The sequence below is a fragment of the Acinetobacter tibetensis genome, assembly GCF_023824315.1.
GTDB lineage: Bacteria > Pseudomonadota > Gammaproteobacteria > Pseudomonadales > Moraxellaceae > Acinetobacter > Acinetobacter tibetensis.
On the sequence record NZ_CP098732.1, the window covers coordinates 1,729,520 to 1,752,280 of the forward strand.

21 protein-coding genes are annotated in these 22,761 nt (G+C 40.3%); 13 read left to right on the forward strand and 8 right to left on the reverse strand.

Features of this window, described 5'->3' with window-relative positions; all coding sequences use genetic code 11:
- Positions 1–8 precede the first annotated feature (8 nt).
- On the forward strand, positions 9–947 hold the full coding sequence (locus tag M5E07_RS08370) for a LysR family transcriptional regulator (protein ID WP_252218437.1): 939 nt from the start codon (positions 9–11) through the stop codon (positions 945–947).
- Between the two features lie 391 nt (positions 948–1,338).
- Here the strand turns inward: M5E07_RS08370 and M5E07_RS08375 are convergent, their stop codons facing one another.
- Together M5E07_RS08375 and M5E07_RS08380 are read right to left on the reverse strand one after the other, a co-directional pair.
- Complete coding sequence (locus tag M5E07_RS08375) at positions 1,339–2,337, reverse strand: NADP-dependent oxidoreductase (protein ID WP_252218438.1); 999 nt, start codon at positions 2,335–2,337, stop codon at positions 1,339–1,341.
- 55 nt (positions 2,338–2,392) lie between these two features.
- Positions 2,393–3,196 carry an oxidoreductase gene (locus M5E07_RS08380; protein WP_252218441.1) on the reverse strand — a complete coding sequence of 268 codons (804 nt, stop codon included), beginning with the start codon at positions 3,194–3,196 and terminating at the stop codon, positions 2,393–2,395.
- Between the two features lie 234 nt (positions 3,197–3,430).
- On the opposite strand from M5E07_RS08380, the gene M5E07_RS08385 reads away from it, so the two are divergent.
- The 4 genes from M5E07_RS08385 to M5E07_RS08400 are packed head-to-tail and all read left to right on the forward strand — an operon-like array spanning position 3,431 to position 7,025.
- The gene (locus M5E07_RS08385) at positions 3,431–4,444 is read left to right on the forward strand and encodes an alpha/beta fold hydrolase (RefSeq protein WP_252218443.1); all 1,014 of its coding nucleotides are present in this window, start codon (positions 3,431–3,433) and stop codon (positions 4,442–4,444) included.
- A gap of 24 nt (positions 4,445–4,468) precedes the next feature.
- On the forward strand, positions 4,469–5,332 hold the full coding sequence (locus tag M5E07_RS08390; protein WP_252218446.1) for an alpha/beta fold hydrolase: 864 nt from the start codon (positions 4,469–4,471) through the stop codon (positions 5,330–5,332).
- A gap of 47 nt (positions 5,333–5,379) precedes the next feature.
- Complete coding sequence (locus tag M5E07_RS08395; protein WP_252218448.1) at positions 5,380–5,766, forward strand: helicase; 387 nt, start codon at positions 5,380–5,382, stop codon at positions 5,764–5,766.
- A gap of 8 nt (positions 5,767–5,774) precedes the next feature.
- Positions 5,775–7,025 (forward strand): NADH:flavin oxidoreductase/NADH oxidase family protein, encoded by a 1,251-nt coding sequence (locus tag M5E07_RS08400; protein WP_252218449.1) that lies wholly within the window; start codon positions 5,775–5,777, stop codon positions 7,023–7,025.
- A gap of 69 nt (positions 7,026–7,094) precedes the next feature.
- On the opposite strand, the gene M5E07_RS08405 is transcribed toward M5E07_RS08400, so the two are convergent.
- From M5E07_RS08405 to M5E07_RS08415, 3 genes are all read right to left on the reverse strand, one after another.
- On the reverse strand, positions 7,095–7,529 hold the full coding sequence (locus M5E07_RS08405; protein ID WP_252218450.1) for a winged helix-turn-helix transcriptional regulator: 435 nt from the start codon (positions 7,527–7,529) through the stop codon (positions 7,095–7,097).
- 156 nt (positions 7,530–7,685) lie between these two features.
- Positions 7,686–8,753 (reverse strand): alpha/beta hydrolase, encoded by a 1,068-nt coding sequence (locus M5E07_RS08410; RefSeq protein ID WP_252218452.1) that lies wholly within the window; start codon positions 8,751–8,753, stop codon positions 7,686–7,688.
- 11 nt (positions 8,754–8,764) lie between these two features.
- Positions 8,765–9,280 carry a cyclophilin-like fold protein gene (locus tag M5E07_RS08415; RefSeq protein ID WP_252218453.1) on the reverse strand — a complete coding sequence of 172 codons (516 nt, stop codon included), beginning with the start codon at positions 9,278–9,280 and terminating at the stop codon, positions 8,765–8,767.
- A 238-nt stretch (positions 9,281–9,518) separates the two neighbouring features.
- Between M5E07_RS08415 and M5E07_RS08420 the strand changes: the two genes are divergently transcribed.
- Positions 9,519–10,424, forward strand: coding sequence for a LysR family transcriptional regulator (locus M5E07_RS08420; protein ID WP_252218454.1), 906 nt, complete (start codon positions 9,519–9,521; stop codon positions 10,422–10,424).
- Here M5E07_RS08420 and M5E07_RS08425 read toward each other — a convergent pair.
- Positions 10,387–11,595, reverse strand: coding sequence for an MFS transporter (locus M5E07_RS08425; protein ID WP_252218456.1), 1,209 nt, complete (start codon positions 11,593–11,595; stop codon positions 10,387–10,389). The two genes, M5E07_RS08420 and M5E07_RS08425, sit on opposite strands and share 38 nt — an antisense overlap.
- Before the next feature lie 874 nt (positions 11,596–12,469).
- Between M5E07_RS08425 and M5E07_RS08430 the strand changes: the two genes are divergently transcribed.
- On the forward strand, positions 12,470–13,024 hold the full coding sequence (locus tag M5E07_RS08430; RefSeq protein WP_252218459.1) for a TetR/AcrR family transcriptional regulator: 555 nt from the start codon (positions 12,470–12,472) through the stop codon (positions 13,022–13,024).
- A gap of 239 nt (positions 13,025–13,263) precedes the next feature.
- Here M5E07_RS08430 and M5E07_RS08435 read toward each other — a convergent pair whose 3' ends face one another.
- Both M5E07_RS08435 and lipA read right to left on the reverse strand, forming a co-directional pair.
- Positions 13,264–14,355, reverse strand: a complete 1,092-nt coding sequence (locus tag M5E07_RS08435; RefSeq protein WP_252218462.1) for a sigma-54-dependent transcriptional regulator family protein — start codon at positions 14,353–14,355, stop codon at positions 13,264–13,266.
- A 233-nt stretch (positions 14,356–14,588) separates the two neighbouring features.
- Positions 14,589–15,563 (reverse strand): lipoyl synthase, encoded by a 975-nt coding sequence (lipA, locus tag M5E07_RS08440; RefSeq protein WP_252218464.1) that lies wholly within the window; start codon positions 15,561–15,563, stop codon positions 14,589–14,591.
- Positions 15,564–15,905: 342 nt separating this feature from the next.
- On the opposite strand from lipA, the gene M5E07_RS08445 reads away from it, so the two are divergent.
- From M5E07_RS08445 to M5E07_RS08470, 6 genes are read left to right on the forward strand one after another with little or no spacing between them, the layout of a single operon-like run.
- Entirely contained in the window at positions 15,906–16,868 is a 963-nt protein-coding gene (locus M5E07_RS08445; RefSeq protein WP_044740668.1) for a thiamine pyrophosphate-dependent dehydrogenase E1 component subunit alpha, read from the forward strand.
- Between the two features lie 15 nt (positions 16,869–16,883).
- Positions 16,884–17,903: an alpha-ketoacid dehydrogenase subunit beta gene (locus M5E07_RS08450; protein ID WP_004979604.1), complete on the forward strand. Its 1,020-nt coding sequence runs from the start codon at positions 16,884–16,886 to the stop codon at positions 17,901–17,903.
- 1 nt (position 17,904) lies between these two features.
- Complete coding sequence (locus M5E07_RS08455) at positions 17,905–19,440, forward strand: dihydrolipoamide acetyltransferase family protein (RefSeq protein WP_252218466.1); 1,536 nt, start codon at positions 17,905–17,907, stop codon at positions 19,438–19,440.
- Between the two features lie 11 nt (positions 19,441–19,451).
- Positions 19,452–20,852 carry a dihydrolipoyl dehydrogenase gene (gene lpdA / locus M5E07_RS08460; protein ID WP_252218467.1) on the forward strand — a complete coding sequence of 467 codons (1,401 nt, stop codon included), beginning with the start codon at positions 19,452–19,454 and terminating at the stop codon, positions 20,850–20,852.
- 11 nt (positions 20,853–20,863) lie between these two features.
- Entirely contained in the window at positions 20,864–21,649 is a 786-nt protein-coding gene (locus M5E07_RS08465) for an acetoin reductase (protein ID WP_252218469.1), read from the forward strand.
- 24 nt (positions 21,650–21,673) lie between these two features.
- Complete coding sequence (locus M5E07_RS08470; RefSeq protein ID WP_116763636.1) at positions 21,674–22,732, forward strand: 2,3-butanediol dehydrogenase; 1,059 nt, start codon at positions 21,674–21,676, stop codon at positions 22,730–22,732.
- Positions 22,733–22,761 lie beyond the last annotated feature (29 nt).

Sequence of the window (22,761 nt, forward strand, 5' to 3'; positions counted from 1 at the left end):
TTTACGTTATGCGCAAAAATCTTGATGGTGGATTACTCCATGCAATGCATGCTTTCCTAAAAGTCATTGATAGTGGAAGCTTTACCGCTGCCGCAGAGCAGATGGAACTGACAACAGCGCAAGTGTCCCGACTCATTAGTGAATTAGAAGGGCGTTTAGAAACAAAATTACTACAACGAACCACAAGACAGCATGCGTTGACCGATATTGGTGCAACTTATGCAGAGCAATGCCGTCAAGTGCTGGCAATGGTGGAAGAAGCCGAAGCGCAGGCGATGGGAATGGCGACCAAACCACAAGGGAAGTTACGTGTTTTGAGTATGGCCAGTTTTGGGCATCATTATGTGTCTCCAATGATGGCCGAGTTCTGTCAAACCTATCCAGAGCTTACAGTTGAGTACCGTACTTCGCAGAATGTCCCCGACCTTTTAGGTAAGGGAATTGATGTCAGTTTATATCTTACGGAATCTTTGGCTGACTCAAGATTTATGGCGCGTCAAATTGGGACAATATTTTCATTACTTTGTGCATCACCAACCTATTTAGAAAAATATGGCGAACCAAAATCATTAGATGATTTACAAAAACACGCATGTTTAAGATTGGTGAACCCATCTATTACACCGCAATGGCATCTCGTCAGTGAAAACAGTTGTTCCTATCAAGTTGATATTACAGGGCCATTGATTGCAGATACACCAGAACTCTTACTGGACATGGTTCAACAAGATATGGGCATCGCATTGCTTCCAACCTTTACGGTGATTGAGGCGATACGTACTGGCAGATTACGTCGCATTTTAGCGGATTGGAGATCACCTGATATTGGTGTTTATACCTTACTACCATCGCGTCATTTTATTGATGCTAAAACAAGAACATGGTTAACGTGGGTTGAGCAGCATATTTCGCCTAAAATTCAGAGTGATACAAACTATTTTTTATAACCCTAATTTACGATTAAGCTCATTAAGGAAAGCATTAAATAAAAAGTAGATTGACCACGAACCACAGTCATAAATAAGATGCCGGTAAAGATTGCTGCGTGCGTAGATTACGACATAACCAATATTATGTTCATTTGTGTACTCGGCACCGTGAATATAATTTTACTAGGATTCACAAGGCTGAGCTGTTTTGAGCTATTTATCAAATGAGCACAACCTCTAGTCATTTAGAAAAAATGATGGGCTTTTTCTAAATGACTAGCATCAATTCAAGCTTGACGAAACAGTGTCTATAAAATCGTTTGCTGTTTATCCAGTATTCATTTAGCTTCTTGTGAGACATTTAAACCTGTTTGACCAAACAATTGATCATTCATATTTATCTCCGATCTTATTCAGAAATTTTTAAGATGACTTTACCTTTTGCTCGTCCAGTATTTACATATTGGAGCGCTTCTTTAATTTGAATAAATTCATAGACTTGGTCAACTACGGGTTTAATTTTTCCAGCTTCGACCAATTGGGAAATTTTTGAGAGCTGCTGACCATTCGGCTGCATAAACAAAAATGAATAGGTAACGCCACGTTTTTTTGCTTTATTGCGAATTGACCAACTTAAAAGCGGGATAACACATTTCAATAACCAGTTGACTTGAATTGCCTCAGCAAAAGCACGATCAGGCGGACCAGAAATACTGATAAGTCGTCCACCACGTTTAAGAATATTCAGAGACTTCTCTAAAGTTTTTCCACCTTGCGTATCTAACACCACGTCATAGTCTTTAAGCTCTTGCTCAAAGTCCGTCGTTTTATAGTCAATAATGATATCGGCGCCTAGTTCTCTAACCCAACGAGCATTTTTACCACTTGTCGTTGTAGCAACAGTTGCACCTAGATGTTTAGCAAGCTGAATCGCAATTGAACCCACACCACCTGAACCTGCATGAATCAGTACTTTTTGTCCGGCCTGAACTTTCGCAATTTCGACCAGAGCTTGCCATGCCGTCAACGAAACAAGCGGGAGAGAAGCCGCCAGTTCCATAGAAATATTTTGAGGTTTAAGTGCAAGTGAAGACTGTTGAACCACAGTATATTCAGCAAAAGCACCGTTTAAATCTGTCTTGGCATAGACTTCATCTCCGGCTTTAAACTGTGTAACGTTCGATCCAACTTCTACGACTGTACCTGCAAAATCATTGCCTAAAATAAAAGGAAATTGAACGGGCAGAATTGCTTTAAGTTCACCCTCTAAAACTTTTAAGTCGAGAGGGTTAATACTTGCAGCATGAACTTTAACAAGCACAGCGTCTGCTGTCAGTGGTGGTTGAGATTGTTCATTGAGCTGTACGTCATCAATGTTGCCATAACGGCTAATGTAGGCTGCTTTCATTTGAAACCTCTATTTCTCGAAATTATTTTTAAAGTTTTATAGGCTTGGGTTTGTTCTAAACTTTCAAGCTGCGGTGAATTAATTTGTCAAAGATCTTTGCTGGTGCAAATTGTCTTAACGCTTTTAAGCTTTTTGCAGTTTTTCCTGCTGTGTAGCGTGGTACGACCTGTTGGCTTTGAATGACGGTTAAAATTGTATTGGCAACTACACTCGGGTCATCTGACTTATTAATTGAATTAATCATTTGTTTATGTAGCTTTTCACGCGTTTGATCGTAAAAAGAAATTTTATTGTCTGCTTCGAGTAAGTTTACTCCCAAAGACGTATTGGTGTAAGCAGGTTCAATAAGTGACACACGAATGCCTTGAGATCTTAATTCGTGATCTAAAGATTCAGAGTAACCTTCAAGTGCATGTTTTGACGCAGAATAAAGTGCGCCAAATGGCATAGGCACAAGTCCAAGAATTGAACTGATATTTAAAATAAGTCCTGATTTTTTCTGACGCATGTGTGGAATCACTGCGCGAGTCATTCGAACAGCACCAAAAAAGTTGGTATCAAAAATAGCCTGTGCTTGCTGCATTGAGCTTTCTTCAGCGCCAGCAGGCGCTATTGCAAACCCAGCATTATTAATTAAGACATCAATTTTTCCTTCGGTTGCTATTACTTTCTCAACGGCTTGGGCAACTGAATTGTCTTGATTTACGTCTAACTCAATAAGATGAAATTTGTATTTTGATGAATCTTTTGCTTGTCGGCTTGTGCCATAAACAATAAATCCAGCCTCATGTAAAAGGTTTGCTGTTGCTAAACCAATACCAGAAGATGCACCTGTAATTAGAACTACTTTGCTGGTCATAGCATGTTCCTTACTTAAACTTTGTCGCCTGAACCAATGAATTCTGGCTTGATTTTTTCATCATAATCTAAAAATAAAATAGTTACTACTAAAAAGATAGCGACAATGTATTTTTGCCTGTGTATATTGAGTATTAAATCGATACTTACTCTGTTTTTATCTTTTCTCCCTTTGAAAGATCACTCATAAAAACAGATGAATCAGATCAATGAATTAAATTTGAGGATCAGAGAAATGAATTTTTTATTAAATACAGTTGCTATGAGTTTGACGGCGATATCTATTTTTAGTGCTCCCTTAACTCAGGCAGAGGTTGTGCCATCGGTTTCTTTTAATGAACCATCAATTCAGGCACATAAAGTGTCATCAAGTGCTGTTAGCAATCCGCAAGCAGGGCAACACGCCGAGCAAGATACAAATTGGAAGAATGTACCAACTCAATTTATTAGTGCAGGTGGCGTTAACTTCGCTTACCGAGAATATGGTCAACAAAACGGTGGAACACCTATCATTTTCTTAAACCATTTGGCTGCTGTACTAGATAACTGGGACCCACGAATTATTGATGGAATTGCGGCAAAACATCATGTTGTTGTGTTTGATAATCGCGGCGTTGGTGCTTCGACTGGTGAACCAGCACAGTCAATTGAACAAATGGCAGATGATGCGATTACTTTCATTCAAGCAAAAGGCTTTAAGCAAGTTGATTTATTTGGCTTTTCGATGGGCGGCATGATTTCGCAAGAGATTGTGCTAAAACAGCCGAATTTGGTACGAAAAATGATTTTATCAGGAACTGGCCCTGCGGGTGGTACTGGAATTAGCACAGTCGGGCGAATTTCTAATTGGGATTTAGTTCGTGGAATGGTGACTGGTCAAGACCCTAAGGTTTATCTCTTTTTCACTCGTACAGAAAATGGTAAAGCTTCTGCAAAAGCCTTTATTCAACGTATTAATGAACGTACCGAAAACCGCGATAAAGAAATCACTATTTCTGCCTATCGTGCCCAGCTTAAAGCACTCAAAAAATGGGGAAGTAAAAAACCTTCCGACCTTTCTGTGATTCAACAACCAGTGTTAGTTGCTAATGGTGATCATGACCGAATGGTGCCAACAGTAAATACTTATGATTTAGCAAAGCGCTTACCAAATAGCTCACTTGTTATCTATCCAGATGCTGGCCATGGTGGAATTTTTCAGTTCCAAGAAGATTTTGTAAAACAATCACTTACATTCTTAGATAAATAAAAGCTTAAATTTAGGACAATGATGATGACAACAATTACACACCAAACAGCCGAGACCCAATTCATTGAAGTAGATGGAGCAAAATTTGCCTATCGTCGATGGGGTAATGCAAATACAGGGCAACCACCGCTATTTTTTCTTCAGCATTTCCGAGGTGGTTTAGACAATTGGGACCCACTCATTACTGATGGTTTGGCACAAGGGCGTGAAGTCATTTTATTCAACGGTCGTGGCGTTGCTTCCTCTACAGGCCAGCCCCGTACTCGCATTGAAGATATGGCAGATGACGCGGCAGCAGTCATTCGTGCACTAGGCTTAAAGCAGGTTGACCTATTAGGCTTTTCACTTGGAGGGTTTCAGGCACAAGATTTAGTACGCCGTCATCCTGAACTTGTGAGAAAGCTGATGCTTTTAGGTACGGGACCAAGAGGCGGTAAAACACGTGGAGATGATCCAGAAGTCGCTGCTTTGGTATTAAAGCATGCAACAACTGCTATACCGTCTGAAGAAGACTTTCTCTTTTTATTTTTTGGCCGATCTGAAGCTGCTATTCAGGCGGGGCATGAATTTTGGCAACGTCGCCATGAGCGTAAAAACCAAGATCCAGCAAGCTCAGTTGAAGTCATGCAGGCACAAATAGAAGCCAATATGCATTTTTTACCTAAACTTGATGAACAAGATCCTTTTGCACATTTACATGAGATTAAACAACCTACTTTCATTTTAAATGGTGTCGATGACGTGATGATTCCGACCATCAATGCATATCACATGGCACTTAACATTCCAAACGCTCAGCTATTTATTTATCCCGATGCAGGACATGGTGCCCAATTTCAGTACCCTGAACGCTTCGTAAAACATGCAATACAGTTTTTAGATGAATAATGCCCATGAGTTCGGTCCATTCAATTTGATGAATCAAGAAGATAAAAATGATGAAATTTAAATTATTGCTGTGGATGCTGACCAAGCTCATGCAGCGTGCTGTAAAAAAGAACCCGAAATGCGCAGCTTATGTGAAAGATAAAAATGTCATCTTTCAGATTCAAACAGCAAGTGGTGAAGGCCGCTATTTCGAAGTGAAAAATGGCAAGATTAACTCTTACTCAGGGCTAACCAAGTCACCAAGTTTTACCTTTACGTTTAAGACGGGTGGCAAGGGGTTTGCCGTGTTATCAGCCAAAGACAGTGTAAACACTTTTTTAACTGCACTTAAAACACAAGACCTTGTCATTACCGGAAATTTTGTGGATGTGATGTGGTTTCAAAGTTTAGTGGACTTTATTCAACCTCATTCAAAACCCTCTTTAACTGTGTGAGATAAGCCATGACTCATCTGCAATTAAAAACGAATCTTTTGAATCAGCCCTTAACTTTACCGAATGGTGTCATCATTCCAAACCGATTAGCGAAGGCTGCAACCAGTGAAACTTTAGCCAGCTATTCAAATAATCCAAACGAAAAACATGTTCGGCTATATCAGCGTTGGGCCGCATCAGGGATTGGGATGATCATAACTGGCAACATTATGATTGACCGCAAAGCCTTAGGTGAGGCTGGCAATGTGGTGGTTGAGGATGAGCGTGATTTTGCAATTTTACAAAAATGGGCAAAAACCGTGACCGAACAAGGTTCTCAATTGTGGGCACAGTTAAATCATCCGGGAAAACAATCACCAAAAGGGCTAAATGTACGGAATATTTCTGCATCGGCAGTGCCATTTGGTGCAGAAATGCAGTCTTTATTTGCAACACCTGATGAAGCAACACACGAAGAGATTTTAGAAATTATTCAGCGTTTTGGGCGTAGCGCTGCGATATGTAAAAAGGCTGGCTTTAGTGGAGTCGAGATTCATGCTGCACATGGTTATCTGATTAACCAGTTTTTGTCGCCTTTACATAATTTAAGAAATGATGAGTGGGGTGGTACACCAGAAAAACGTCGCCGTTTCTTAATGGAAGTTTATGCAGAGATCCGAAAACAAGTCGGTAAAGCGTTTCCTATTGCGATTAAGCTTAACTCGGCAGATTTTCAAAAAGGCGGGTTTACCGAGCAAGACTCGTTAGAAACAATTCAGGCATTAGCGAATGCAGGCATTGACCTGATTGAAATATCGGGTGGTACTTACGAATCTGGTGTAGCCAAAGCTCCACAAAAAGCATCGACAATCGCACGCGAAGCTTTCTTTATTGATTTCGCAGAAAAGGTGAGAACACTCGTAAAAACGCCGTTGATGGTAACAGGTGGATTCCGAACTGTAGAAGGTATGGATCAAGCTTTGCAGTCCCATGCATGTGATGTCATTGGAATTGCAAGACTTATGGCAATTGAACCTGATGTACCTAAATCTTTACTAGCAGGAAAAAATGGTTTTCAGTCAGTGCAACCCATCAAAACAGGCATTAAGAAAATTGATAGTCTGGGGATTATGGAAGTACTTTGGTATACCCAACAACTCAAACGGATTGGTAAAGGTAAAGAGCCGAAACCTAAGGAAAGTGGCTTATGGGCATTTATTAAATCAGTTTTACTCAGTGGTTGGGGAAACTATGCAACCCAACGTAGCCGAGCAAAATAACCAATTTATTTTAAATAGAACCAATAAAAAGCACTCTAACTGAGTGCTTTTTTTAATTTAAATTATTCGCTATTTTTGACTAATCGGACGGGTACCAATTTCAGCTCCCGTCACTTGATCAATCACGATAGGTTTAATTTCAGTCCCTTGTTCAGCATCAAGGAATATAGGCATTTTTTCAGGATTTTCAAACGGTTTATGCTTACGTCCCCAAGCTCCAATCACAAACAAAACTGGTAGAAAATCGTGACCTGCTTGAGTGAGTACATATTCTTCGCGTGGCGGATGTTCTGAATATTGTCGCTTTTCAAGTAATCCTTCATCGACTAAAACAGATAAGCGTTTAGTGAGCATTGTGGGAGCAATACCTAAACTTTTACGGAATTGATCAAAACGAGTGAAACCCGCATGAGCATCTCGCAATATCAGCATGCTCCACGCATCGCCAAGAACTGAAAGACTTCTTGCAATTGGACAGACTTCAAGATTGGTATTTTTACTCATAAGAAATTAATAAACTTGAATGTAACTACTAAAACAATAGTAACATGGTTTTATATTCTTAACTATGATAATTACCCTATATAAAAGACAAGTGAACTGCGAATTAAAACCGAAAGGTGGCTCTTAACCACCTTCAAGTTTTTAATCCAATATTTTCTATAAATTCTTTTCAAAAAATGCTGCTAATTTATCGAATGGAATTAAATTCACACGATCATATAAATCAACATGACCTGCACCTTTAACGTAATACAGTTCTTTAGGTTGCCCAGCCAGCTTATAAGCCTCTTCACTAAACTCTTTTGAATGTGCCTGATCACCTGTAATAAATAGCATTGGGCGAGGAGAAATTGTTTCTATGTCATTAAATGGATAGAAGTTCATAAACTTGATGTTACTGCTAAGTGTTGGGTGTGTGGTTGTTTTAGGATCAGCACCTTTAGCTGTAAATTCACCACGCGGAGTACGGTAGAAGTCATAAAACTCACGTTGAATTGGATGAGTATCCTGAGTTAATTCATGCACCGTTCCACTGGTATATTCAGTTTTTCCACCTGTAAACTCCACATAACGTTGCTGAGCAGCAGACGCAATGATCTGTTTTCGCTGTTCTAAACTCTGAGAATGATTCAGTGCATTACGGTTTGCCGCACCCATGTCGTACATACTCACAGTCGCAATCGCTTTCATGCGCGGATCAATTTTTGCGGCACTAATGACAAAACTACCACTACCACAAATTCCTAAAGCACCTATACGTTCACGGTCAATAAAATCACGGGTGCCTAGATAATCAACCGCTGCATTAAAGGCTTCACTATACATGTCAGGAGAAACCACATTACGGGGCTGTCCTTCACTTTCACCCCAGAATGGCAAGTCAATCGCTAAGGTGATAAAACCCTGTTCTGCCAACTTTTGCGCATACAGCATGGAACTTTGTTCCTTGACGGCACCCATGGGATGACCAATTACAATTGCAGGTGATTTTGCTCCTTTTTTAAGGTTTTTAGGGATCACCAAATTACCCACCACCTGCATATTGTACTGATTTTTAAACGTCACTTTTTGGATGTTGACCTGACTACTTTGGTAAAAATTATCTGCATTATTTGACATATCTGCTGCCATCACTGTGGTAGAGGAGAATAAACCTACTGTTGCTGCCGTAATGACGGCTAAAACAGATTTACGAAATTTTTGGTTGTACTGAATGACTGACATAGCAATCTCACTTATTCATTGTTAGAGGGGTATTTCACTTGGCGAATCACAACGGTTAATTCCGACTGACTCAAAAACTCTTTTGGCAGGTCTTCCATTTTTCCAAGAAAAATAAGCCCATGGGCATAACCGACATCGGAATCTTTATAGAAAATTGCTAAATTTCCCCAAGGCGCGTAATAGGTCAGATCACCTGCTTGACCTGTGTAACCATTGGATGCGGATTGGGTTGAGAGTTTATGGGGTAAAGTGGCTATTTTTTCTGAGGATGCATAATCGCTAAGCTTCAATGAAAGCGGCAGTTGTTTAATAAAATCCTGGGTGCTTGATGATGAATCTAAAGTTGCAAAAATAGGCTGTTCTGAGCCTTCAACCTCAATTTGAATTTTCATTTTTGAAACTCTTGTCACAGTTGGATGATGGTCGAGGTTAGGTTTAGCGGTAGTGGTTAAGGCAAAGCAGCTCAAAAGAATTGCAAACACAATCGAACAGCCAACAAAAGCATAGGAATATTGAGTTTTATTCATGATTAATATGCCCTTAAATTCATTGATGCAGATGCCTATTTCCTATCCACATTCCCAACCGACCATCGTATAAACCAGTTAAAACCATGTGTTGAAAACAGTTTAGGTGGTTTTATTTAGAATGATTAGACTAAAAAAACAGCATGGACTTATGAGTGGTATTCATTAATCATGCATTAAATTGACTTATTTCGCGTTATACTGGATGAGGTAGCAATAAATATAAAAGCTGATTTTTATGATCACCAAAGAAAATTACAACGATCTCTATGCCTTTCTGATGGTGACGCGAGAGGGAAGTTTTACTAAAGCCGCTGGAAAACTTGGTGTTTCGCAATCTGCACTCAGCCATACCATTCGGGGGCTAGAAGAAAGGCTAGGTATGCTGTTACTCACGAGAACCACAAGAAGCGTCTCACCGACAGAAGCAGGAGAGCGTTTAAGGCAAACCATTAGTGCCAGTTTCGATCATATCGACAATGAGCTTTCCTTGTTAAGTAAGTTAAGGGATACACCCGCAGGCACCGTCAGGATTAATGCCAGTAGCCATGCCATCCGACAAATTTTGCTGCCAAAACTCCAACAGCTAACCCAGCGTTATCCTGACATTAATATCGAATTAACGGCAAACAGTGGCATGGTGGACATTGTGGCTGAACGCTTTGATGCGGGTGTCCGTTTTGGTAGCCGCGTCGCAGAGGGCATGATTGCTGTTCGGATCGGTAATGATGTCAAAATGGCTGTGGTAGCAACACCTGAATATTTTGCAAAACATGGTCAGCCTCAATCGCCACAGGAGTTGACCCAACACTCCTGTATTGGTTTCCGACTCACCACACAAGGCGGCATCTATGCTTGGGAGTTTGAAAAAGATGGGCTGGAAATAAAAATCAAAATTAATGGGCAATGGGTCTTTAATGAATCCTATCACAGTGCCGATGCTGTACAGTTGGGACTGGGAATTGCCTATATTCCAGAAGATATGATTGAGGATGATCTGCGTTGTGGACGACTGGTCAAGGTACTGGATGATTACAGCATCCAGTTTTCGGGTTACCATTTATACTATCCACATCGGAGACAACAATCCCCAGCCTTAAGATTGGTCATTGATGCTTTACGTTTAACAGATACCGCCGTGTAAATGAGGCAAATAGAGCACTCATCCCCAATACAACTGCACTTAAAGTAAAGGTTGCCTGATAGCCTTGCCAGTCGAAAAGTAAGCCGCCCGCAGTTGCTCCTAAGGTAATTGCCAATTGAATAATAGCGACCATGAGACCACCACCAGTCTCCGTTTCATGAGGCAGAGAGCGGGTGAGCCAAGTATTCCATGCCACTGGTGCAGATGTTCCGATTAAACCCCATAAAGCTATCAACACTGCAATCATCCAGACATGATGCCCAAATAAGATAAATCCACCTGCTAGAAATGCCATTGTGAGTGGAATCAAGATTAAATAACGATACAGATGTTTATGTAAGATGTGACTGATAATAAAAGTACCGAGCAAACCTGCAATACCTAAAATCAATAACAGCATAGAAAGCTGGTTTGCATCCACCAAAGTCACTTTTTCTAAAAAGGGGCGTAAATAAGTAAACAGTGCAAACTGCCCCATAAACAAGAACAAAATAGCGAACATACCTAAGCAGATCACAGGCCGTTTTAATAACAGGAATACATTGCCTCTCATTTGTTGAGTCTTGACTGGAGGTAGTGAGGGCATGGTTTTAACTTGCCAGAGTAATGCAATCATGGCAATGGGAACAATACAAAAGAAAGCCCCCCGCCAACCAATGACTGAACCTAGAAAACTCCCTAAAGGTGCAGCAATAGTAGTGGCTAAGGCATTGCCGCCATTTAAAAGTCCCAATGCTTTTGGTATATCATTGAATGATACCAATCGCATTACAATGGCTGTGGACATTGACCAAAAACCGCCTATGACGATTCCTAGAATTGCCCGTCCTAACATGAATACAAGAGCATTATGAGCAAAAGTAATAATGATGCCTGAAAGTATCATCAATAGCGTTAGCCCAAGCATCACGGAACGTCTATCCCAGTTTCTAGTGAGTTTACTTATCATCAAACTGGTAATAACGGCAAAAATCCCTGAGATTGCAATTGCCTGTCCAACCTGACCCTCTGTCATCTTGAGGTCAAGCGCAATTGGTGTAAGTAAGCTCACAGGCATAAATTCAGATGCGATCAGCACAGCGCAACATAGAGACATCACTACCACCGCGCTCCATGTAGCCGTATTCACCGTTATATCTGTTGAAGCGTTGTGTTCGATAGGAGAAGACATATACATACCTGCTTTAAAAATAAAGCATTTCTAAATTGAATTTGGAATGGGGGATAAACTAACAAATTAGAAAAGTATGAGTTAGGGGGCTTTGTTGAATAGAGTTATGAATGAAATGCATGAATAACTTGTGAATATAAAAATATCTTCTAGCATGAAATATTGAAAATGATTGTTGATAACAACATTATTTAGTGAAGTTCCCAAGGAATACACAATGCGGAACTTTAGTTTTTTAAACTTTAATTCATGATCTAAAAGTAGATGCTCAATATTTAATTAAGTGTTAACTTAATTATCTAATTAAATGAAAAATAACAACTATTTAAATATTTTCTAGCCAATTTTACATTGACACCTTAAATATTGAAGATTAACATTTATGTGCTGGCCACATTGCCAGTCGGTTTTGACAGACCGTTTCACTCATACATCAGGGCTATTCCTTCTGAGGGATAGTTTTGTGTGTATATCTCGTTCCCTCCCGTTGCGGTAGGACGGGAGAGGGACACCTTCGGGTGTGCTAGTTGAGTGACTAGTCTGTCAACCCTCTTTCGTTCTGCCACCATAAATTTCTTATGCTCTGGCAGAACTCCAAATATAAGGAGTTGGCTTTGCACATTCATATTTTTTTGGCAGCCATTGTCAAAGTACACTATAACGACACAACTTAAACTTTTACCAAGCTTTGATCGCCGTTCGGCTGTTCAGGCTTTCTTTTGTTATTACTAAAAAACTTAGATCAACAATAAAACTTGAGATGTGCTAGGCCCAGTCTTTACGGCTTTGCTACGCCTTTTTTTCACCTTAAAAAAAGTAAAAGGCTTTTATATCTCTTTTATATACAACAAGAATTTATTTTAACCGTAAAACTATGCCAAATTTAGCTCTCTCATTTCGTGCTTTAAGTGTGCTTCATACTTCAAGGTTTCTTTTTAATAAATATGGCTTTCACAATGTAGGGATAGACCGAATTATAAAGTCGGCAAAAATCCCAAAAGCTACGTTTTATAATTACTTTCACTCGAAAGAGCGTCTTATTGAAATGAGTTTAACTTTTCAAACAGATGGTCTTAAACATGAAGTTATTTCGATTATCTACGTTGATAAAGAGCTATCGATGGTTGAAAAGCTTCGTAAAATTTTCTTTTTACATGCCAATGTAGAAGGGTTCTACAATTTGCCGTTTAAAGCGATTTTTGAAATTTCGAAGGTATATCCAAAGGCGTATCAGCTTGTAATTGACTATCGAAACTGGCTGATGAATGAAATTTATAATTTGCTTTTAACGACTAATTCGAATGCTTTAAAACAAGATGCACACATGTTTTTGTTTGTGATAGACGGGGCAATGGTTCAGCTTTTAGACCCGAACAAACCAGATGAGCCAGAGAGGTTACTTGAGTATTTTTTGATGGGGTTGGGGTAAGGTGAATCATTTATTCACCTTCCAGATCTGCACACTAGATACAGACAATCATGAAGAAATAGATCAACTGAAATTAATGTTCATCAAATTAGATCATCATATCCAGTGTATGAGATAGCGATGGGTTTTGCATAACGAATATTATGTTACTTAAGGTACTCGGCATCATGAATACAATTTTGCAGATTCATGATGCTGAGCTGTAGCAACAACTGCGTTGTATAGGATACAAATCAGATTTAAATAAGATTTTTAAAATAATTACGGTGGATGCTGTCCTGTGGTAGTAATTCTAATAAGCGTTGTATTGCATCAATGCGATCGTGAGTTTGCCCAATAATTCGTAATAATTGATCGATATCTTTTATTTGATAAATCATCTGGCTTAAACGAGCGTCAAAACAATGTCTCCACGTACTCAATAAAGGGCTTTCTGATTTAGATAAAAAGCTCCCTTTATATAGCGAAAATGTACTGGCAATAAGATTCGCATTTAAAGATTGTTCAGCACGTAAAAAATCACATTGAACCTCACAGGTCAGTCTATAAATACGAGCTTCAATACAGTGTGGTAGTAGAGTACGCAATTGTGAAAGCTCAGCCTTTAGGGTTTTTAGGCTGACACTACGTTCACCATAAAGGGCATAGTGTAACTCTTCTAAACCAATACCATAGGGATGCAAAGCTAAAATGCAAAGTATTTCAATTTGACGGTGACTCAAGTTTAAAGTTTGCCCATTAAATTGAACCCAAGGTGAACCTAGCGCTTTAATGTATAAAAAATTTTGCTGCTCAAATTTTATGGCTCGCTGTATTAAATCTGCACAGCGTTCAACTGCTAGCAGCCCTAAAGGAGTATGTTTTTTATATTTTGTGGAAAGATTAATAATACCGTGAAATTGCCCTGATGTCGGATCCCAGATCGGCGCGGCGTAACAAACCCAATCACGAACACTGTCCATTTGGTTTTCATGAGAATATACGCAACTTGAAATTTGGCTGTTTAACGTCATACCAATCGCATTGGTTCCAACGGCCTGTGTAGACCAATGTCCGCCCTCAATAAAATGAACCTGTTCAGCAGAAGAAAGCATGGCTGAACTACTCCATGTCCATAAGAGAGTCCCGTGATGATCTGTAAGACCAATCGCCATATCTGAATCATCCGCTATTTTGAGTAAATCTGCATAATTATGTTGAATAGAGCGGCGGAATAAAGATGTTTGATCTTCTTGAGGCAATACTAAAACAGGGGCAGCATGCACAGTAGTTTGATTAACTAAATGGGTAGTTTGCAGCTTTTTTGCAGGTGGTGTATTGAACAGATTCATATCATATTCCTTTATGATCAGACTGTAATATTTTTAAACTTTAGAAATGAGCTTCAAAATTTATAGTCATTTACGTCATTTCTTCTTGCTTCGATTTTAAATGGTTTTTTCTTTGCTTGGTTAAATCACATCTTTTGGCATTACCCATCTTTGAGCTACTTTAAAAGTGTTCTTATGAGCTGAAAATGACTATTTCCATCTGAAATGTTAATAAACGTAAATAGGATGAAAATTCATTCGCTCATGTAAGGGTTAGGCACAGCCTCACCATGATACTGACGATCAGCAAAATAACTTGATCGTACCAATGGCGCACTCCAAATATTTTTAAACGCTAAGCGCTCTCCATGTATTTGATAGTGCTTAAATTCTTGCAACGCAACAAAACGATGAATTGGCGCATGAGACTTAGATGGCTGTAAGTATTGACCGATTGTGACATAGTCAACTTGATAATCTTTCAAATCATTTAATAACACAATAACCTCAGCCTCGACTTCTCCTAAACCGACCATCAAACCGCATTTGGTTGGGATGTCGGGACAGTAGTGTTTAAATTTCTTGAGTAAATCCAATGAATGCTGATAGTTAGAGCCTGGTCGCATGGCTTTATACAGACGTGGAACGGTTTCAATATTATGATTAAAAACATCAGGTGGGTTTTGGCTCAGAATCTTCAGGGCAATATCTGCACGACCACGAAAATCAGGAACCAAAATTTCAATCAAAGTATTTGGGCTAATCTCACGAATTTCTCGAATGCAATCGGCAAAATGCTGTGCGCCACCATCTTTTAAGTCGTCTCGATCAACCGAAGTAATCACAACATACTTTAAGTTTAAATTCTTGACTGTTTCAGCCAGATGCTTTGGCTCATTAGTATCTAAAACATGAGGACGACCATGAGCGACATCACAGAATGGACAGCGTCGAGTACAGATATCTCCCATAATCATGAATGTTGCTGTTCCACTACCGAAACATTGCGGCAAGTTAGGACAAGCCGCTTCTTCGCAAACCGTATGTAGTTTTTGTTGCCTTAATAAATCCTTAATGATTTGGACTTCCTCAGGTTGACTGATTTTAGTCCGAATCCATTCTGGCTTTTTCGGTGTCGTTTCCGTTGGAACAACTTTAATAGGAATACGCGCCATTTTTTCAGCGCCACGTAGTTTCTTTCCAGTTAATACTGTGTTATTTAAATCCATTTCAAACACTCCGTCGTTTAAAATAATTAATATAGACCCTAATATTAAATAAGCTGCTTTAAATGCATTAATAATATTAAAACAGGGCAAAAAACTTATCTTATAAAATAAAGGTTGGTTAAAGGTTTGTTTTTATATGTGATTGAACTATTGTAAAATTTTACAAAATTTTTTAATTTCATAACCTTCTGTTTTTAATATTTATCTCATCTTTTTATGCATTATATTTTTTTAGTCTAATATGAAATTAAATAAAAATATCTTTATATAAATATACGGTTTAAAAATCCAATTATTCAATTTTGGATTTTCTTTTAAGCGTAGTGAATAAGGAACAAAGATATGCAATTAACGGAAGAGCAATTGCTAGCAGCATACAAAAGAATGCGCGACATTCGTGAATTTGAGGATCGACTTCACGATGAAAACAATACAGGTGATATCCCAGGTTTCATCCATCTCTATAGCGGTGAGGAAGCTGTTGCAGTAGGGATTTGTGAAAATTTAACAGACAAGGACTTCATTACTTCAACGCATCGTGGTCACGGACATTGTATTGCTAAGGGCTGTGACATTCACGCCATGATGCTAGAAATTTTTGGCAAAGATGATGGTTTGTGTCGTGGTAAAGGCGGCTCAATGCACATTGCGGACTTAGATAAAGGCATGTTGGGCGCAAACGGTATTGTGGGTGGTGGCCCACCTTTAGCAATTGGGGCCGCTTTAAGTGCCAAAACACTCAAGAATGGTGGTATCGGTCTATCATTTACGGGTGATGGCGGGTCAAATCAGGGCCTAACTTTTGAAGCCATTAATATGGCTGTGGTGTTAAAGCTTCCTGTCATTTTTGTTTTTGAAAATAACGGCTTTGGTGAAGGTACTGCACATGACTATGCCGTAGGCAGTAAAGACATTGCAGGTCGAGCAGCAGGTTTTGGCTTACCTGCTGAAAAAGTAGATGGAACAGACTTTTTTGCTGTGTATGAAGTTGCACAAAAGGCGATTGAACGTGCCCGTCGTGGTGAAGGCCCGAGTGTAATTGAAACGGTAACCAACCGTTTTTATGGACATTTTGAAGGTGATCCGGGGCTTATCCGTTCCAAAGAAGAACTGGATTATGTCAAAGAACATAAAGACCCATTGAAAATATTCCGTGAAAAAGTCAAAGGCAAAATTGACGAAGCCAAACTGGATGCGATTGATGCCCAGTCTAAAGCCAATGTAGACGATGCCGTTGCAAAAGCACGTGCAGCTAAGTACCCAGAAGTCTCTCAGTTACTTACTGATGTTTACGTCTCTTACTAAAGGAATAGTAGAAAAATGCCAAATAAAAGTTATCGAAACGCGATTAAAGAAGCAATTGAATTAGAAATGCGCCGAGACCCAAGTGTCATTGTGGTTGGTGAAGATGTTCGTGGTGGGCATGGTGGTAAAAATACCGATGACAATAAACTGGAAGGTTTTGGCGGTGTACTTGGTGTAACCAAAGGCTTATGGACTGAATTTGGTTCTGAACGAGTCATTGATACCCCTATTACAGAATCTGCGATTATTGGTATGGCGGCAGGTGCTGCTGCAACGGGTTTAAGACCTGTGGCAGATTTAATGTTTATGGATTTTTACGGCGTGTGTTATGACATGCTGTATAACCAAGCGGCTAAATTTCGCTACATGTTTGGTGGCAAAGCCAAAGCGCCACTCGTTGTACGAGGCATGATCGGTGCAGGTTTTTCCGCCGCAGCACAGCATTCTCAGTCACCATATAACGTGTTTGCCTCAGTGCCTGGTTTAAAAGTGGTGGTGCCTTCGAGTGCCTATGATGTGAAAGGGTTGTTGATTCAAGCCATTCGAGATGATGACCCAGTGGTCTTTTGTGAACACAAGTTGTTATACGACATTAAGGGCGAAGTGCCAGATGAGGCCTACACCATTCCTTTTGGTGTCGCAAATTACACCCGGGAAGGCACTGATATTACCATTATTGCCTTAAGCCTGATGGTGCATCGTGCCAATGAAGTTGCTGACAAGCTCGCAAAAGAAGGCATTTCGGTTGAAGTGGTTGACCCTCGAACCATTTCTCCATTAGACGAAGATGGCATTTTAGAGTCAGTGGCTTCAACAGGTCGCGTAGTGATTGTAGACGAATCTGCGGCGCGTTGCGGTTTCGGACATGATGTGGCTGCACTCATTGCACAGAAAGGCTTTCATTATCTTAAAGCACCAATCGAGTTAGTCACTCCACCACACTCACCTGTACCATTTTCCCCAGTATTAGAAAAAGAATGGCTACCAAGTGTAGAACGCATCGAACAGGCTGTACGTAAGACGTTGGAGGCTTAGGATGAGCGAAATTAAAACCTTAGAAATCCCAAAATGGGGTTTGTCCATGGAAGAGGGTACGATTGCCCAATGGCTGATTCAGGAAGGTACGCAATTTAGTAAAGGACAGGAAATTTGTGAAATTGAAACCACAAAAATCGTCAATGTTCTGGAAGCACCTTTCGATGGCTTGCTACGAAAAATTATTGCTAAAGATGGTGACACGCTGGTCGTAGGTGGGGTGATTGCAATTTGTGCAGACGCTCAAGTTTCCGATGCAGAAGTCGAAGCATTTGCACAGTCCTTAGGTGGAACACCTGCTGTAACTGAAAATAAAGCGGTAGCAGCGGTTCCTGAAAAATTAGCTGTGGCTCAAGCTGAAACCAAAGTACAAGCTGCTCCTCAACAGAACAGTGTTGGTAATGGATCAAAAGCTGTCGCTCAGGGCGGATATTCAATTCCTACTGTGTTACAAGGCTACCAACAAAGCGATGATATTTTTGCAACGCCACATGCCTTGAAATTGGCTGAAAAACATAATGTAAACTTGTCTCAGATTACTGGTTCTGGACGTAAAGGTCGTATTAGTGTTCAAGATGTTCAGGCCGCAGTTCAAGCTGCTGGTGGTTCTTGGCCAGATGTACGTCATCAAGCCAGTACAAAAGCCGCGAAATCTAAAGCAGATGATAGTTATGTTCTAGCAACACCTGTTGCCCGCCGTTTGGCCAAACAATGGGGCATTAATTTGCATGATTGTCGTGCATCGGGTTCACGTGGACGAGTCTGTAAGGAAGATGTTGAAGCCGTATATCAACGGGAAAACCCTATACAAGCTCAACATGCTGAGCATGCGCATCCAACAGAGTCCGCAAAATTTACTACCGTTGCTATGAATGGTATGCGTAAAGCAATCGCTTCACGGCTACAAGCAGCAAAACGCAATGCACCACATTTTCGCTTAACGATAGACTTAAATGTTGAGTCAGTTCAGGCTTTGCGTCAGCAAATTAACAGTACCGTACCGCAAGTAAAGCTGTCCATTAACGATATGCTGATTAAAGCTGCTGCTGCCGCACTGATCAAAGTTCCACAGGTTAATGTTCAATTTGATGAAGAAAATCAGCAGATTTTACAGTTTGAACAGGCTGATATTTCGGTTGCTGTGGCCATCGAAAACGGACTGATCACGCCAATTATTAAAGCAGCGAACCGTAAATCTTTGGCGCAAATTTCCAATGATATGCGTGATCTTGCGACACGTGCCAAAACTGGAAAATTAGCACCTGATGAGTTTCAAGGCGGCAGTTTCAGTATTTCCAATTTGGGAATGCTGGGTATTCAACAGTTTGATGCCATTATTAACCCACCTCAAGGTGCAATTCTGGCCCTAGGTGCAGCAGAGAAACGTGCTGTCGTCGAAAATGATGAGATTGTTATTCGTCAAATGGTGACAGCAACATTGTCTTGTGATCATCGTGTCATTGATGGTGCGTTGGGTGCTCAATTCTTATCGGCATTTAAGCAGTTTGTCGAAAATCCTGCATTAATTTTGGTGTAGGAGGAATAGCCATGTCAGATACACAATTTGATCTTGTGGTTATTGGTGCTGGTCCTGGAGGATATGTCGCTGCGATTCGCGCAGCGCAACTGGGATTAAAAACGGCAATCGTTGAAAAACAACACTTAGGAGGAGTGTGTCTTAATTGGGGATGCATTCCAACCAAGGCATTATTGAGCGGGGCTGCGCTTGCGCAGCAGTTCAAACACGCAGAGCAGTTTGGCTTTACGCTTAACGCAGTTGATTTTGACATTCAAAAACTGGTCCATCATAGCAGACAAGTTTCTGAACAACTGGTGCAAGGTATCGGTCAATTATTGAAAAAGAATCAAATCACTGTTTTTAACGCAGCAGCCCAATTTATTGCCAAAGAGCGATTAGAGCTTACAGATACGAATGGTCAAAAACAGCAGATTTCTGCACCGCATATTATTGTAGCAACAGGTGCACGTGCGGCCAATTTGCCTCATATTCCTGTAGATGGTCATCAGGTCTGGAGTTATAAAGAGGCTTTAGTTCCAGAACAATTACCAAAATCTTTACTGGTCATTGGTTCGGGTGCTATAGGCAGTGAGTTTGCAAGCCTATACCATGACTTAGGTTGCCAAGTCACCTTGGTCGATATTGCAAAACAGATTCTCCCTAGCGAAGACATTGAAGTTGCGAAGTATGTACAAAAGCAATTTGAACAACAGGGTATGCGGGTTTTAACCGAAGCGACCGTAGAAAAAATAGAAACTGATCAGGCTCAAGTGCATTGTCATATTGAAACTGTAACAGGTGTGCAAATCATTAGCGTTGAAAAGGTACTTTCAGCTATTGGCGTGAAACCAAATGCTGAAAATCTGGGTCTAGAAGCTTTGGGTATTGAATTTGAGAATGGTTTTATTAAAGTCGACTCATGGTGTAAAACCAATGTTGTGGGCGTTTATGCAATTGGCGATGTCGCAGGCGCACCGTGTTTGGCACACAAAGCCAGTCATGAAGCCATTCTTTGTGTGGAGAAAATTGCAGGCCTAAGTCATGTGCATGCTTTAGATCGTACACAAATTCCAGGCTGTATTTTTACCCATCCTCAAGTGGCCAGTATTGGTTTGACAGAACAAAAAGCGAAAGCTGCGGGCTTGAATATCAATGTGGGGAAGTTCCCTTTACAAGCCAATGGTAAAGCATTGGCTTTGGGCGATAGCGCAGGATTTGTTAAAACCATTTTTAGTCAGGAAACGGGTGAATTGTTGGGTGCTCACATGGTTGGACATGAAGTCACCGAACACATTCAAGGTTTTGCCATCGCAAAATACCTAGAAGCTACGGATGAAAGCTTAGCGCAGGTCATTTTCCCTCATCCTACTTTGTCCGAGGCGATGCATGAGTCGGTCTTGTCGGCGATGCAACGTGCAATCCATATTTAAGGAGTCGCAACATGCCTAGAGGTTTAAACAATAAAGTTGCATTAATTACGGGTGCGGCACAAGGCATTGGACGCGGTATTGCCTTACGTTTAGCACAAGAAGGTGTTCATATTGCCTTGGTCGATCTTCATCAAGAAAAGTTAAATGCTGTTCAAAAAGAAGTTGAATCCTTTGGCGTAAAAGCCACCACATTTATTGCGGATATTTCAGATCCCATACAAGTCAGTCATGCAATCGATCATGCCGAATCGACACTTAATGGTTTTGATATCATGATCAATAATGCAGGTATTGCACAAGTTAAAGCTTTGGCAGAAGTAACACCGAGTGAATTTAACCAAATTATGAACATCAATGTTGGCGGTGTACTTTGGGGGATTCAAGCCGCAGCAAATAAATTTAAACAACGCCAACAGGCTGGAAAAATTATTAATGCGTGCTCAATCGCAGGTCATGAAGGTTTTGCTTTACTCGGTGTTTATTCGGCAACTAAATTTGCAGTTCGTGCATTGACGCAAGCTGCGGCTAAAGAATATGCCAGTGCTAAAATTACTGTAAATAGCTATTGTCCGGGTGTTGTAGGCACAGACATGTGGGTTGAAATAGATCAGCGTTTCTCTGAAATTACAGGTGCACCAATTGGTCAAACGTATAAAAAATATGTAGAAGGTATTGCTTTAGGACGTGCTGAAACACCAGATGACGTGGCTGCATTAGTTGCATTTTTAGCCAGTGAGGATGCAAACTACATTACAGGTCAGTCTATTTTGACAGATGGTGGAATGGTTTACCGTTAATATCAATAATATAAGGAATACATAATGAAAGCAGCTCGTTTTTATGACCGAGGGGATATTCGGATTGAAGATATTCCTGAACCGAAAGTACTTCCAGGCACAGTTGGAATTCAAGTTGCATGGTGCGGTATTTGCGGTACAGATTTACATGAATTCATGGAAGGCCCTATTTTTATTCCACCTTGTGGTCATCCACATCCAATTTCGGGAGAATCTGCACCTGTAACAATGGGACATGAATTTTCAGGTGTGGTTTATGCAGTTGGTGAAGGTGTAGATGATATCCAAATTGGGCAACATGTCGTAGTTGAACCCTACATTATTGCGGATGATGTGCCGACTGGCCCCAATGATAAGTATCATTTATCAAAAAATATGAACTTTATTGGTTTAGGCGGACGTGGTGGCGGTCTTTCTGAAAAAATTGCAGTTCAACGACGTTGGGTACATCCTATTTCAAATGATATTCCCTTAGACCAAGCAGCGTTGATAGAACCTTTATCTGTCGGTCATCATGCCTATGTCAGAAGTGGTGCAAAAGCTGGCGATATCGCACTGGTTGGTGGAGCAGGCCCTATAGGCTTACTTTTATCAGCCATTTTAAAGGCCAAAGGTCTTACGGTCATCATTACTGAACTGAGTGCAAAACGTAAAGAAAAAGCGATAGAGGCTGGTGTTGCAGATTATGTACTAGACCCATCTCAGGTTGATGTGGTTGATGAAGTAATGAAAATTACTGAAGGCCGTGGTGTAGATGTCGCTTTTGAATGTAGTAGTGTCAATAAAGTCATGGATACACTCGTTGCAGCAATGAAACCAACTGGTGTAGTCGTTATCGTTTCTATTTGGAGCCATCCTGCCACAATTAATGTGCATAGTGTGGTGATGAAAGAGCTAGATATTCGTGGCACGATTGCTTATGTCAATGACCATCAGGAAACCATTCGTTTAGTCGAGCAAGGTAAGATTAATCTAGAACCTTTTATTACCCAACGTATTGCATTAGATGATCTGGTGTCTAAAGGCTTTGAAACGCTGATTCATAATAATGAGTCTGCTGTAAAAATTATTGTTCATCCCTAATGTATAGCTAAACCATTTAGCAAAACCAA